The sequence below is a fragment of the Salmonella sp. 3C genome, assembly GCF_025426275.1.
In the GTDB taxonomy this organism is placed as follows: domain Bacteria; phylum Pseudomonadota; class Gammaproteobacteria; order Enterobacterales; family Enterobacteriaceae; genus Salmonella; species Salmonella enterica.
On record NZ_CP104858.1, the window covers coordinates 1881773 to 1895214 of the forward strand.

The 13442-nt window shown below is 53.1% G+C and carries 7 protein-coding genes, 2 tRNA genes and 3 rRNA genes; 9 read left to right on the forward strand and 3 right to left on the reverse strand.

Annotated features, from left to right (window positions below; genetic code table 11):
* Nucleotides 1-2: 2 nt before the first annotated feature.
* Nucleotides 3-2192, reverse strand: coding sequence for a fatty acid oxidation complex subunit alpha FadB (gene fadB / locus N7E69_RS08975; RefSeq protein WP_000966003.1), 2190 nt, complete (start codon nt 2190-2192; stop codon nt 3-5).
* Between the two features lie 189 nt (nt 2193-2381).
* Between fadB and pepQ the strand changes: the two genes are divergently transcribed.
* The 9 genes from pepQ to rrf all read left to right on the forward strand — a co-directional run bounded on the left by pepQ (nt 2382) and on the right by rrf (nt 12029).
* Nucleotides 2382-3713 carry a Xaa-Pro dipeptidase gene (pepQ, locus tag N7E69_RS08980; RefSeq protein WP_000444529.1) on the forward strand — a complete coding sequence of 444 codons (1332 nt, stop codon included), beginning with the start codon at nt 2382-2384 and terminating at the stop codon, nt 3711-3713.
* The gene (locus tag N7E69_RS08985) at nt 3713-4327 is read left to right on the forward strand and encodes an IMPACT family protein (protein ID WP_000378897.1); all 615 of its coding nucleotides are present in this window, start codon (nt 3713-3715) and stop codon (nt 4325-4327) included. Before pepQ ends, N7E69_RS08985 begins: the two co-directional genes overlap by 1 nt.
* A gap of 38 nt (nt 4328-4365) precedes the next feature.
* Entirely contained in the window at nt 4366-5817 is a 1452-nt protein-coding gene (trkH, locus tag N7E69_RS08990) for a Trk system potassium transporter TrkH (RefSeq protein ID WP_000545688.1), read from the forward strand.
* Nucleotides 5818-5828: 11 nt separating this feature from the next.
* Nucleotides 5829-6374, forward strand: a complete 546-nt coding sequence (gene hemG / locus N7E69_RS08995) for a menaquinone-dependent protoporphyrinogen IX dehydrogenase (protein WP_000853982.1) — start codon at nt 5829-5831, stop codon at nt 6372-6374.
* Between the two features lie 377 nt (nt 6375-6751).
* A 16S ribosomal RNA gene (locus N7E69_RS09000) occupies nt 6752-8293 on the forward strand.
* A gap of 69 nt (nt 8294-8362) precedes the next feature.
* Nucleotides 8363-8439, forward strand: a tRNA-Ile gene (locus tag N7E69_RS09005).
* A gap of 111 nt (nt 8440-8550) precedes the next feature.
* Nucleotides 8551-8626 (forward strand) — tRNA-Ala (locus N7E69_RS09010).
* Between the two features lie 182 nt (nt 8627-8808).
* Nucleotides 8809-11716, forward strand: a 23S ribosomal RNA gene (locus N7E69_RS09015).
* A 197-nt stretch (nt 11717-11913) separates the two neighbouring features.
* Nucleotides 11914-12029, forward strand: a 5S ribosomal RNA gene (rrf, locus tag N7E69_RS09020).
* The 16S, 23S and 5S rRNA genes sit together here with 2 tRNA genes alongside, the layout of an rRNA operon.
* A 302-nt stretch (nt 12030-12331) precedes the next feature.
* Here rrf and mobB read toward each other — a convergent pair.
* Both mobB and mobA read right to left on the reverse strand, forming a co-directional pair.
* Nucleotides 12332-12847: a molybdopterin-guanine dinucleotide biosynthesis protein MobB gene (gene mobB / locus N7E69_RS09025; protein WP_072103999.1), complete on the reverse strand. Its 516-nt coding sequence runs from the start codon at nt 12845-12847 to the stop codon at nt 12332-12334.
* Nucleotides 12844-13428, reverse strand: coding sequence for a molybdenum cofactor guanylyltransferase MobA (gene mobA / locus N7E69_RS09030; protein WP_001046879.1), 585 nt, complete (start codon nt 13426-13428; stop codon nt 12844-12846). Before mobA ends, mobB begins: the two co-directional genes overlap by 4 nt.
* Nucleotides 13429-13442 lie beyond the last annotated feature (14 nt).

Consider the following 13442-nt stretch of genomic DNA (forward strand, 5'->3'; position numbering starts at 1 on the left):
CCTTAAGCCGTTTTCAGAGAACCAACCGGACGGGCTGGTTCAACCGGGGGATAATACGGTTCGTTATGGCGCGCTTTATTACGCAGCCCTTCCGGCACTTCATACAGCGGGCCGAGGTGTTGATACTGCTGCGCCATATCAAGATATTTCGCGCTGCCCTGTGTATCCAGCCAGCGGAATGCGCCGCCGTGGAACGGAGGGAAGCCCAGGCCGTAGACCAGCGCCATATCGGCTTCCGCCGGGCTTGCGATAATGCCTTCTTCCAGACAGCGAACCACTTCGTTAATCATCGGGATCATCATACGGGCGATTATCTCGTCGTCGCTGAAGTCGCGTTTCGTCTGACTGACGCTTGCCAGCAGGTCATCCACCGCAGCATCTTCTTCTTTCTTCGGCTTACCCTTGCTGTCTTCTTTATAGCGCCAGAAGCCCAGACCGTTTTTTTGCCCAAAACGGCTGGCGTCAAACAATGCGTCGATCGCGTCGCGATACTCTTTCTGCATCCGTTGTGGGAAGCCTGCCGCCATTACCGCCTGCGCGTGGTGGGCGGTATCAATACCCACCACGTCGAGCAGATAGGCCGGGCCCATCGGCCAGCCGAACTGTTTTTCCATCACTTTATCGACTTTGCGGAAATCCGCGCCGTCGCGCAGCAGTTGACTGAAACCGGCGAAATAGGGGAACAGCACGCGGTTAACAAAGAAGCCGGGGCAGTCGTTGACTACAATCGGCGTCTTGCCCATTTTGCTGGCCCAGGCGACGACTTTGGCGATGGTTTCGTCTGAACTCTTCTCGCCGCGAATGATTTCAACCAGCGGCATCCGGTGTACCGGGTTGAAGAAGTGCATTCCGCAAAAGTTTTCCGGACGTTCCAGGGCGCTTGCCAGTTCGCCAATTGGGATGGTGGAGGTATTTGAGGCCAGCACGGTTTCCGGGCGCACTTTCTGCTCGGTTTCCGCCAGTACCGCTTTTTTCACTTTCGGATTTTCGACTACCGCTTCGACAACAACATCTACGCGATCGAAACCGGCATAATCGAGAGTCGGGTGGATGGTCGAAATGACGCCCGCCAGCTTCAGACCGTCGATCTTGCCGCGCTCCAGCTGTTTGTTCAGCAGCTTGGCCGCTTCGGTCATGCCGAGGTTCAACGATTTATCGTTGATATCTTTCATGATGACCGGTACGCCTTTCCAGGCCGACTGGTAAGCGATACCGCCGCCCATAATGCCCGCGCCCAGTACGGCTGCCTGTTTCGGCGTCTCAATATCTTTGGTCAGCTTTTTGGCTTTACCTTTTACATATTGATCGTTGAGGAAGATACCGACCAGCGCACGAGCCTCATTGGTATGCGCCAGCGGAACAAAGCTTTTATTTTCCAGATTCAGCGCTTCTTCACGACCAAAACGCGCGGCGGCTTCAATGGTTTTCACTGCGGTCATCGGCGCCGGATAATGTTTACCCGCCGTTTGTGCGACCATGCCTTTAGCGATGGTAAAGCTCATCGCCGCTTCAATCTTACTGAGTTTCAACGGTTCCAGTTTCGGCTGGCGTTTAGCTCTCCAGTCGAGATCGCCGGTAATGGCCTGGCGTAACACCGCTATCGCGCCTTCAATTAGCTTCTCTTGTTTGACCACGCCGTCCACAAGGCCGATTTTCAGCGCGTGCTCAGCACCGACATCTTTACCTGCCGCGATAATCTCCAGCGCGCTGTCTGCGCCCAGCATACGCGGCAGACGAACGGAGCCGCCGAAACCCGGCATGATGCCCAGTTTAGTTTCCGGCAGACCGATACGGAGGTCTGGCGTCGCCAGACGGTAATCGGTGGCCAGCACGCATTCGCACCCGCCGCCCAACGCATAGCCGTTTACGGCGGCAAGGGTCGGTACGGGTAAATCTTCCAGACGGTTAAAGACGCTATTAGCGAAATGCAGCCATTGGCTTAACTGCTCTTCGGGGACGAGGAACAGTGAAAGAAATTCGGTGATGTCCGCGCCGACAATAAAGGCCGCTTTATTAGAGCGCAGCAGCAGCCCTTTTAAATCGTGTTGCTTTTCCAGCACCTCAAGCGCCTGGCCGAGGCTGGCGACGGTTGCGGTGTCGAGTTTATTGACCGAGCCTGGAGCATCGAACACCAGTTCGGCGATGCCATCTTCCAGCCAGTCGAGGTACAGGGTGTCGCCTTTATAAAGCATGTCAGTCTCCTGAATCCACAAGGTGATCTGGTCGTACCAGATGAAGCGAAGTGTGTATTTTGTGTTAATAAAATGCAAATAAATGATTAAAGAAATGCCGATGTGATCACGCTCGGCAGAGATCACGCTCTCGTGGGGCGATGTGCTAAGATGCGGAAACTTGAGGTCAAAAAAACAGAAGGGTAAAAAATGGAATCACTGGCCGCGCTCTATAAAAATCATATTGTTACCTTACAAGAACGGACGCGCGATGTTCTGGCGCGCTTTAAGCTGGATGCGTTACTTATTCATTCCGGCGAGCTTTTCAACGTCTTTCTCGACGATCACCCTTATCCGTTTAAGGTCAATCCGCAGTTTAAAGCGTGGGTGCCGGTAACTCAGGTTCCAAATTGCTGGCTGCTGGTCGATGGCGTCAACAAACCCAAATTGTGGTTTTATCTGCCGGTCGATTACTGGCATAACGTTGAACCGCTGCCAACGTCATTCTGGACAGAAGAAGTCGAGGTCGTCGCCTTACCGAAAGCGGATGGCATCGGCAGCCAACTGCCTGCCGCGCGTGGCAATATCGGCTATATCGGCCCGGTTCCTGAGCGCGCGCTACAATTGGATATCGCCGCCAGCAACATCAACCCGAAAGGTGTTATCGACTATCTGCATTACTACCGCGCCTATAAAACGGATTATGAACTGGCCTGTATGCGCGAAGCGCAGAAAATGGCGGTGAGCGGTCATCGGGCGGCGGAAGAGGCCTTCCGTTCCGGCATGAGTGAGTTCGACATCAACCTGGCGTACCTGACCGCCACGGGACATCGCGATACTGATGTTCCATACAGCAACATTGTGGCGCTGAACGAACATGCCGCCGTGCTGCATTACACGAAACTGGATCATCAGGCACCGTCTGAAATGCGCAGTTTCCTGCTGGATGCGGGCGCGGAATACAATGGCTACGCGGCGGATCTGACGCGGACCTGGTCGGCGAAAAGCGATAACGACTACGCCCACCTGGTGAAAGATGTTAACGACGAACAGTTGGCGCTGATCGCTACCATGAAGGCGGGCGTCAGCTATGTGGATTATCATATTCAGTTCCATCAACGTATCGCGAAGCTGCTGCGTAAACATCAAATCATTACCGACATGAGTGAAGAGGCGATGGTGGAAAATGATCTTACCGGGCCGTTTATGCCGCACGGTATTGGTCATCCGTTGGGTCTGCAGGTACACGATGTGGCCGGGTTTATGCAGGATGATTCCGGTACGCATCTCGCTGCACCGTCCAAATACCCGTATCTGCGCTGCACGCGTGTGTTACAGCCGCGAATGGTGTTGACCATCGAACCGGGGATTTACTTCATCGAATCGCTGTTAGCGCCGTGGCGCGAAGGCCCGTTCAGCAAGCACTTCAACTGGCAGAAAATTGAAGCGCTCAAGCCTTTCGGCGGTATTCGCATTGAAGATAACGTGGTCATCCACGAAAACGGCGTGGAAAACATGACGCGGGATTTAAAACTGGCGTAATGGACAGTTGGTTAATCCCTGCAGCGCCGGTCACCGTTGTTGAAGAGATCAAAAAAAGCCGCTTTATTACGCTATTGGCGCATACCGATGGCGTAGACGCGGCGAAAGCGTTTGTTGAGTCAGTCAGAGCTGAGCACCCTGATGCGCGCCACCATTGTGTGGCGTGGGTGGCGGGTGCGCCGGACGACTCACAGCAACTGGGCTTTTCAGACGACGGCGAACCGGCGGGAACGGCAGGCAAGCCGATGCTTGCGCAATTGATGGGCAGCGGCGTCGGAGAAATTACTGCCGTCGTCGTGCGCTACTATGGTGGTATTCTGCTGGGTACGGGCGGGCTGGTAAAAGCCTATGGCGGCGGTGTGAATCAGGCATTACGTCAGCTTGCCACACAACGCAAGACGCCATTAACCGAATATACTTTGCAGTGTGAGTACGGTCAGTTGGCCGGAATCGAAGCATTATTAGGACAGTTTGCCGGGAAGATCGTTTCCAGCGATTATCAGGCGTCTGTTCGGCTCAGGGTGGCGCTTCCTTTTGCTCATGTGAATGCATTTTCCACAAAACTGGCGGATTTTAGCCGTGGTTCATTGCAATTGTTAGCGATTGAAGAATAATCCCCACCTCATTTTTAAGAATAAAGGAAGCGGCAGAGATGCATTTTCGCGCCATTACCCGAATCGTTGGACTACTGGTTATCTTATTTTCGGGGACAATGATTCTCCCGGGACTGGTAGCGCTAATATATCGTGATGGCGCAGGAAGAGCGTTCACGCAGACCTTTTTTGTCGCGCTGGCGATCGGTTCCATACTGTGGTGGCCAAACCGTAGGGAAAAGGGCGAGCTGAAATCCCGCGAAGGATTTCTTATCGTGGTGCTGTTCTGGACCGTGCTGGGCAGCGTGGGTGCGCTGCCGTTTATTTTCTCGGAAAGCCCAAACCTCACCATTACCGATGCTTTTTTTGAATCGTTCTCCGGGTTAACCACCACGGGCGCCACTACGCTGGTGGGGCTGGACTCATTACCGCACGCCATTCTCTTTTATCGTCAGATGCTGCAATGGTTTGGGGGTATGGGGATCATTGTGCTGGCGGTGGCGATTCTCCCTATCCTCGGCGTCGGGGGGATGCAGCTCTATCGGGCGGAAATGCCGGGGCCGCTCAAAGATAACAAAATGCGCCCGCGTATTGCCGAGACGGCGAAAACGCTGTGGCTTATCTATGTCTTGCTAACGGTAGCCTGCGCGCTGGCGCTATGGTTTGCAGGGATGCCCGCGTTTGACGCTATCGGACACAGCTTCTCCACTATCGCTATCGGCGGCTTCTCAACGCATGACGCCAGCGTAGGCTATTTTGATAGTCCCACTATTAATACCATCATCGCTATTTTCCTGCTGATCTCCGGTTGTAACTATGGCCTGCATTTCTCTTTATTAAGCGGGCGTAGCCTGAAAGTATACTGGCGCGATCCGGAATTCCGCATGTTCATCGGCGTACAGTTGACGCTGGTGGTGATCTGCACGCTGGTACTGTGGTTCCATAATATCTACGACTCGGCGCTGACAACGCTAAATCAGGCATTCTTCCAGGTTGTGTCGATGGCGACAACGGCAGGGTTTACCACGGACAGCATTGCGCGCTGGCCGCTGTTTTTGCCCGTCTTGCTGCTATGTTCCGCGTTTATTGGCGGTTGCGCCGGGTCAACGGGCGGGGGGTTAAAGGTCATCCGTATTCTGTTGTTGTTTAAACAGGGGAACCGCGAACTCAAACGTCTGGTGCATCCGAATGCCGTTTACAGTATTAAGCTGGGGAACCGGGCGCTGCCAGAACGTATTCTGGAAGCCGTCTGGGGATTCTTTTCTGCCTACGCGCTGGTATTTATCGTCAGTATGCTGGCCATTATCGCTACAGGCGTAGATGATTTCTCGGCTTTCGCCTCGGTAGTGGCTACGCTTAATAACCTGGGACCGGGGCTGGGGGTGGTTGCTGATAACTTCGCCAGTATGAATCCGGTTGCGAAATGGATACTCATCGCCAACATGCTATTTGGTCGTCTGGAAGTATTCACTTTGCTGGTACTTTTTACCCCGACTTTCTGGCGTGAATAATGGAGTAACACGTGAAAACATTGATTCTTTTCTCTACCCGGGACGGACAAACGCGCGAAATTGCCTCTTATCTGGCTTCTGAACTCAAAGAGATGGGGATCTGGGCCGATGTCGTTAATCTGCATCGCGCAGAAGAGCCGGACTGGGATAGCTATGATCGCGTAGTGATTGGCGCGTCTATTCGTTATGGTCATTACCACAGCGCCTTTCAGGAGTTTGTTAAGAAATATGCCACGCGGTTGAACGGAATGCCGAGCGCCTTTTATTCCGTTAACCTGGTGGCGCGTAAAGCTGAAAAACGGACGCCGCAGACTAACAGCTACGCGCGTAAGTTTTTAATGAGCTCTCCGTGGCGACCTGACTACTGTGCCGTCATTGCAGGCGCGCTTCGCTATCCCCGCTATCGCTGGTATGACCGTCTGATGATCAAGCTTATTATGAAGATGTCGGGCGGCGAAACGGATACCAGTAAAGAAGTGGTGTACACCGACTGGGAGCAGGTTGCGCACTTTGCCCGTGAAATAGCCCATTTAACCAACAAATCGTCGGCAAAATAAACGCAAAGAATAAAAAGTGCGCACTCAGAAAATTATTTTAAATTTCCTCTTGTCAGGCAGAAATAACTCCCTATAATGCGCCACCACTGACACGGAACAACGGCACACAGGCCGCCGGGTCAGCGGGGTTCAGACCAGAACCTCACGGAGAAAAGCGAAAATAATCGCTTGACTCTGAAGCGGGAAAGCGTAATATGCACACCCCGCGCCGCTGAGAAAAAGCGAAGCGGCACTGCTCTTTAACAATTTATCAGACAATCTGTGTGGGCACTCGAAGATACGGATTCTTAACGTCCTCGGACGAAAAACGAATACCAAGTCTCAAGAGTGAACACGTAATTCATTACGAAGTTTAATTCTTTGAGCATCAAACTTTTAAATTGAAGAGTTTGATCATGGCTCAGATTGAACGCTGGCGGCAGGCCTAACACATGCAAGTCGAACGGTAACAGGAAGCAGCTTGCTGCTTTGCTGACGAGTGGCGGACGGGTGAGTAATGTCTGGGAAACTGCCTGATGGAGGGGGATAACTACTGGAAACGGTGGCTAATACCGCATAACGTCGCAAGACCAAAGAGGGGGACCTTCGGGCCTCTTGCCATCAGATGTGCCCAGATGGGATTAGCTTGTTGGTGAGGTAACGGCTCACCAAGGCGACGATCCCTAGCTGGTCTGAGAGGATGACCAGCCACACTGGAACTGAGACACGGTCCAGACTCCTACGGGAGGCAGCAGTGGGGAATATTGCACAATGGGCGCAAGCCTGATGCAGCCATGCCGCGTGTATGAAGAAGGCCTTCGGGTTGTAAAGTACTTTCAGCGGGGAGGAAGGTGTTGTGGTTAATAACCGCAGCAATTGACGTTACCCGCAGAAGAAGCACCGGCTAACTCCGTGCCAGCAGCCGCGGTAATACGGAGGGTGCAAGCGTTAATCGGAATTACTGGGCGTAAAGCGCACGCAGGCGGTCTGTCAAGTCGGATGTGAAATCCCCGGGCTCAACCTGGGAACTGCATTCGAAACTGGCAGGCTTGAGTCTTGTAGAGGGGGGTAGAATTCCAGGTGTAGCGGTGAAATGCGTAGAGATCTGGAGGAATACCGGTGGCGAAGGCGGCCCCCTGGACAAAGACTGACGCTCAGGTGCGAAAGCGTGGGGAGCAAACAGGATTAGATACCCTGGTAGTCCACGCCGTAAACGATGTCTACTTGGAGGTTGTGCCCTTGAGGCGTGGCTTCCGGAGCTAACGCGTTAAGTAGACCGCCTGGGGAGTACGGCCGCAAGGTTAAAACTCAAATGAATTGACGGGGGCCCGCACAAGCGGTGGAGCATGTGGTTTAATTCGATGCAACGCGAAGAACCTTACCTGGTCTTGACATCCACAGAAGAATCCAGAGATGGATTTGTGCCTTCGGGAACTGTGAGACAGGTGCTGCATGGCTGTCGTCAGCTCGTGTTGTGAAATGTTGGGTTAAGTCCCGCAACGAGCGCAACCCTTATCCTTTGTTGCCAGCGGTTAGGCCGGGAACTCAAAGGAGACTGCCAGTGATAAACTGGAGGAAGGTGGGGATGACGTCAAGTCATCATGGCCCTTACGACCAGGGCTACACACGTGCTACAATGGCGCATACAAAGAGAAGCGACCTCGCGAGAGCAAGCGGACCTCATAAAGTGCGTCGTAGTCCGGATTGGAGTCTGCAACTCGACTCCATGAAGTCGGAATCGCTAGTAATCGTGGATCAGAATGCCACGGTGAATACGTTCCCGGGCCTTGTACACACCGCCCGTCACACCATGGGAGTGGGTTGCAAAAGAAGTAGGTAGCTTAACCTTCGGGAGGGCGCTTACCACTTTGTGATTCATGACTGGGGTGAAGTCGTAACAAGGTAACCGTAGGGGAACCTGCGGTTGGATCACCTCCTTACCTTAAAGAACTGTTCTTTGCAGTGCTCACACAGATTGTCTGATGAAAAACGAGCAGTAAAACCTCTACAGGCTTGTAGCTCAGGTGGTTAGAGCGCACCCCTGATAAGGGTGAGGTCGGTGGTTCAAGTCCACTCAGGCCTACCAAATTTTCCCTGAATACTGCGTTGTGAAATAACTCACATACTGATGTATGCTTCGTTATTCCACGCCTTGTCTCAGGAAAAATTATCGGTAAAGAGGTTCTGACTACACGATGGGGCTATAGCTCAGCTGGGAGAGCGCCTGCTTTGCACGCAGGAGGTCTGCGGTTCGATCCCGCATAGCTCCACCATATCGTGAGTGTTTACGAAAAAATACTTCAGAGTGTACCTGAAAGGGTTCACTGCGAAGTTTTGCTCTTTAAAAATCTGGATCAAGCTGAAAATTGAAACACAGAACAACGAAAGTTGTTCGTGAGTCTCTCAAATTTTCGCAACACGATGATGAATCGTAAGAAACATCTTCGGGTTGTGAGGTTAAGCGACTAAGCGTACACGGTGGATGCCCTGGCAGTCAGAGGCGATGAAGGGCGTGCTAATCTGCGATAAGCGCCGGTAAGGTGATATGAACCGTTATAACCGGCGATACCCGAATGGGGAAACCCAGTGTGATTCGTCACACTATCATTAACTGAATCCATAGGTTAATGAGGCGAACCGGGGGAACTGAAACATCTAAGTACCCCGAGGAAAAGAAATCAACCGAGATTCCCCCAGTAGCGGCGAGCGAACGGGGAGGAGCCCAGAGCCTGAATCAGCATGTGTGTTAGTGGAAGCGTCTGGAAAGGCGCGCGATACAGGGTGACAGCCCCGTACACAAAAGCGCATGTGCTGTGAGCTCGATGAGTAGGGCGGGACACGTGGTATCCTGTCTGAATATGGGGGGACCATCCTCCAAGGCTAAATACTCCTGACTGACCGATAGTGAACCAGTACCGTGAGGGAAAGGCGAAAAGAACCCCGGCGAGGGGAGTGAAAAAGAACCTGAAACCGTGTACGTACAAGCAGTGGGAGCACAGGTTTACCTGTGTGACTGCGTACCTTTTGTATAATGGGTCAGCGACTTATATTCTGTAGCAAGGTTAACCGAATAGGGGAGCCGGAGGGAAACCGAGTCTTAATTGGGCGTTAAGTTGCAGGGTATAGACCCGAAACCCGGTGATCTAGCCATGGGCAGGTTGAAGGTTGGGTAACACTAACTGGAGGACCGAACCGACTAATGTTGAAAAATTAGCGGATGACCTGTGGCTGGGGGTGAAAGGCCAATCAAACCGGGAGATAGCTGGTTCTCCCCGAAAGCTATTTAGGTAGCGCCTCGTGAATTCATCTCCGGGGGTAGAGCACTGTTTCGGCTAGGGGGCCATCCCGGCTTACCAACCCGATGCAAACTGCGAATACCGGAGAATGTTATCACGGGAGACACACGGCGGGTGCTAACGTCCGTCGTGAAGAGGGAAACAACCCAGACCGCCAGCTAAGGTCCCAAAGTCATGGTTAAGTGGGAAACGATGTGGGAAGGCCCAGACAGCCAGGATGTTGGCTTAGAAGCAGCCATCATTTAAAGAAAGCGTAATAGCTCACTGGTCGAGTCGGCCTGCGCGGAAGATGTAACGGGGCTAAACCATGCACCGAAGCTGCGGCAGCGACGCTTATGCGTTGTTGGGTAGGGGAGCGTTCTGTAAGCCTGTGAAGGTGGCCTGTGAGGGTTGCTGGAGGTATCAGAAGTGCGAATGCTGACATAAGTAACGATAAAGCGGGTGAAAAGCCCGCTCGCCGGAAGACCAAGGGTTCCTGTCCAACGTTAATCGGGGCAGGGTGAGTCGACCCCTAAGGCGAGGCCGAAAGGCGTAGTCGATGGGAAACGGGTTAATATTCCCGTACTTGGTGTTACTGCGAAGGGGGGACGGAGAAGGCTATGTTGGCCGGGCGACGGTTGTCCCGGTTTAAGCGTGTAGGTGTGTGTTCCAGGTAAATCCGGTTCACTTTAACACTGAGGCGTGATGACGAGGCACTACGGTGCTGAAGTAACAAATGCCCTGCTTCCAGGAAAAGCCTCTAAGCATCAGGTAACATCAAATCGTACCCCAAACCGACACAGGTGGTCAGGTAGAGAATACCAAGGCGCTTGAGAGAACTCGGGTGAAGGAACTAGGCAAAATGGTGCCGTAACTTCGGGAGAAGGCACGCTGACACGTAGGTGAAGTGATTTACTCACGGAGCTGAAGTCAGTCGAAGATACCAGCTGGCTGCAACTGTTTATTAAAAACACAGCACTGTGCAAACACGAAAGTGGACGTATACGGTGTGACGCCTGCCCGGTGCCGGAAGGTTAATTGATGGGGTCAGCGCAAGCGAAGCTCCTGATCGAAGCCCCGGTAAACGGCGGCCGTAACTATAACGGTCCTAAGGTAGCGAAATTCCTTGTCGGGTAAGTTCCGACCTGCACGAATGGCGTAATGATGGCCAGGCTGTCTCCACCCGAGACTCAGTGAAATTGAACTCGCTGTGAAGATGCAGTGTACCCGCGGCAAGACGGAAAGACCCCGTGAACCTTTACTATAGCTTGACACTGAACATTGAGCCTTGATGTGTAGGATAGGTGGGAGGCTTTGAAGTGTGGACGCCAGTCTGCATGGAGCCGACCTTGAAATACCACCCTTTAATGTTTGATGTTCTAACGTGGACCCGTTACCCGGGTTGCGGACAGTGTCTGGTGGGTAGTTTGACTGGGGCGGTCTCCTCCTAAAGAGTAACGGAGGAGCACGAAGGTTGGCTAATCCTGGTCGGACATCAGGAGGTTAGTGCAATGGCATAAGCCAGCTTGACTGCGAGCGTGACGGCGCGAGCAGGTGCGAAAGCAGGTCATAGTGATCCGGTGGTTCTGAATGGAAGGGCCATCGCTCAACGGATAAAAGGTACTCCGGGGATAACAGGCTGATACCGCCCAAGAGTTCATATCGACGGCGGTGTTTGGCACCTCGATGTCGGCTCATCACATCCTGGGGCTGAAGTAGGTCCCAAGGGTATGGCTGTTCGCCATTTAAAGTGGTACGCGAGCTGGGTTTAGAACGTCGTGAGACAGTTCGGTCCCTATCTGCCGTGGGCGCTGGAGAACTGAGGGGGGCTGCTCCTAGTACGAGAGGACCGGAGTGGACGCATCACTGGTGTTCGGGTTGTCATGCCAATGGCACTGCCCGGTAGCTAAATGCGGAAGAGATAAGTGCTGAAAGCATCTAAGCACGAAACTTGCCCCGAGATGAGTTCTCCCTGAGACTTAAAGTCTCCTGAAGGAACGTTGAAGACGACGACGTTGATAGGCCGGGTGTGTAAGCGCAGCGATGCGTTGAGCTAACCGGTACTAATGAACCGTGAGGCTTAACCCTACAACGCCGAAGATGTTTTGGCGGATGAGAAGACGATTTTCAGCAGTGATTCAGAGTTGAGTACGCAATACTTTGCGCAGCAGCAAGGCGGCAAGCGAAGGAAAGGAAGGAGCATACAGAAGTATGTGACTGAGTTTACGAGCGCAGGCAACGCCGCTGATGCGATAAAGAATTGCGTACAGAGCACAAAGAATTTGCCTGGCGGCACTAGCGCGGTGGTCCCACCTGACCCCATGCCGAACTCAGAAGTGAAACGCCGTAGCGCCGATGGTAGTGTGGGGTCTCCCCATGCGAGAGTAGGGAACTGCCAGGCATCAAATAGAATGAAAGGCTCAGTCGAAAGACTGGGCCTTTTGTTTTATCTGTAGTCTGTCGGTGAGCACTCTCCTGAGGAGGAGAAATCCGCCGGGAGCGGATTTGAACGTTGCGCAGCAACGGCCCGTAGGGTGGCGGGCAGGACGCCCGCCATAAACTGCCAGGCATCAATTTAGTGAAGAAGCCCATCCGTCAGGATGGGCTTTTTTGCGTGTGCGGTAACTGTAAAAATGTAGGCCTGATAAGCGCAGCGCCATCAGGCAACCGGCACCGCCGGATGGCGGCTCCGCCTTATTCGGCCTACAAGGAACGTGCTTTCTCTAACCACCGCAAAATGAAGGCAGAAATCTGCGATACATCATTAAGATCCAAAACGGGTACCGCTACGGCAAGTGGAATATCACTGGCAACTGCAATAACATGCTCATCAAGAATTAATTCTTCCTCGCTGTGCCCACATCCCTGACGAAAAAGTAAGATCTTCGCAACTGCCTCGTGTTTAAACCCTTCTACCAGCACCATATCCAGCTTTGATGCATCCATCCGGCTCACCAGCCATGCCAGATCCAACTCTTCTTGCCCCGGCGTTTCAGTCATTAACGCCCAGCGCTGCTGACTGGCAACCAGCGTTTGTGCTGCCCCGGCCTTACGTAATTCGTAGCTATCTTTACCCGGTTTATCAACATCCATATCATGATGGGTATGCTTAATCAGCCCTGGCCGAATACCGTGCGCACAAAGTGCTGGGAGCAGTTTTTTCAGCAGTGTTGTTTTTCCCGTGCCGCTCCACGCGGCAATGGCGAGTAGCGGTATCATGGTCTCTTTTGCCATTGCGCGAGTTCCTCCGGCGTGTTGACGTTCACAAATGCCTCCTTACAATCGCTGAAATCAACGGCGTGTCCGCCTACCTGGCGCATAAAAATCATTACTCGCCGTTCGCCTGCTTGCAAATAAGCTGTCAACTGGGGCTCAACGGCACGATTAATCAACGCGATCGTTGGATGATCGCGCTCTCCATCATGAACCCAAACCACGGGTGCGCCATGACGCTGCGCTGCTAAACGATCGACCAGGTTGTGGGGGATACAGGGATTGTCACAGGGACAAAACAGAAACCAGTCGCCTGCTACCTGCTGAAAAACGGAAAGCATACCCGCCAGCGGACCGGGAAAGTCAGCGATTGAATCCGGAATGACTTTCAGGCCGCTGGCCTGGTAGATATCCAGATGGCGATTAGCACTAATGACGACCGTTGCAAGTTGTGGCGCGAGCGCGTCGGCAACGTGTCGCCAGAGCGGTTTCCCGTCCAGTTCAAGCAGACCTTTATCCGCACCTCCCATCCGCCGGGCTTTACCGCCTGCCAGCACCACGCCGGTTATTACTTCATCCAGATTCACCGATATCGCCTCTT

What these genes read in the sequence shown, in the direction of transcription:
- pepQ (WP_000444529.1), top strand. Translation starts at nt 2,382, where the DNA reads ATGGAATCACTGGCCGCGCTCTATAAAAATCATATTGTTACCTTACAA.
- fadB (WP_000966003.1), bottom strand. Translation starts at nt 2,192, where the DNA reads ATGCTTTATAAAGGCGACACCCTGTACCTCGACTGGCTGGAAGATGGC.
- trkH (WP_000545688.1), top strand. Translation starts at nt 4,366, where the DNA reads ATGCATTTTCGCGCCATTACCCGAATCGTTGGACTACTGGTTATCTTA.
- mobB (WP_072103999.1), bottom strand. Translation starts at nt 12,847, where the DNA reads ATGATACCGCTACTCGCCATTGCCGCGTGGAGCGGCACGGGAAAAACA.
- N7E69_RS08985 (WP_000378897.1), top strand. Translation starts at nt 3,713, where the DNA reads ATGGACAGTTGGTTAATCCCTGCAGCGCCGGTCACCGTTGTTGAAGAG.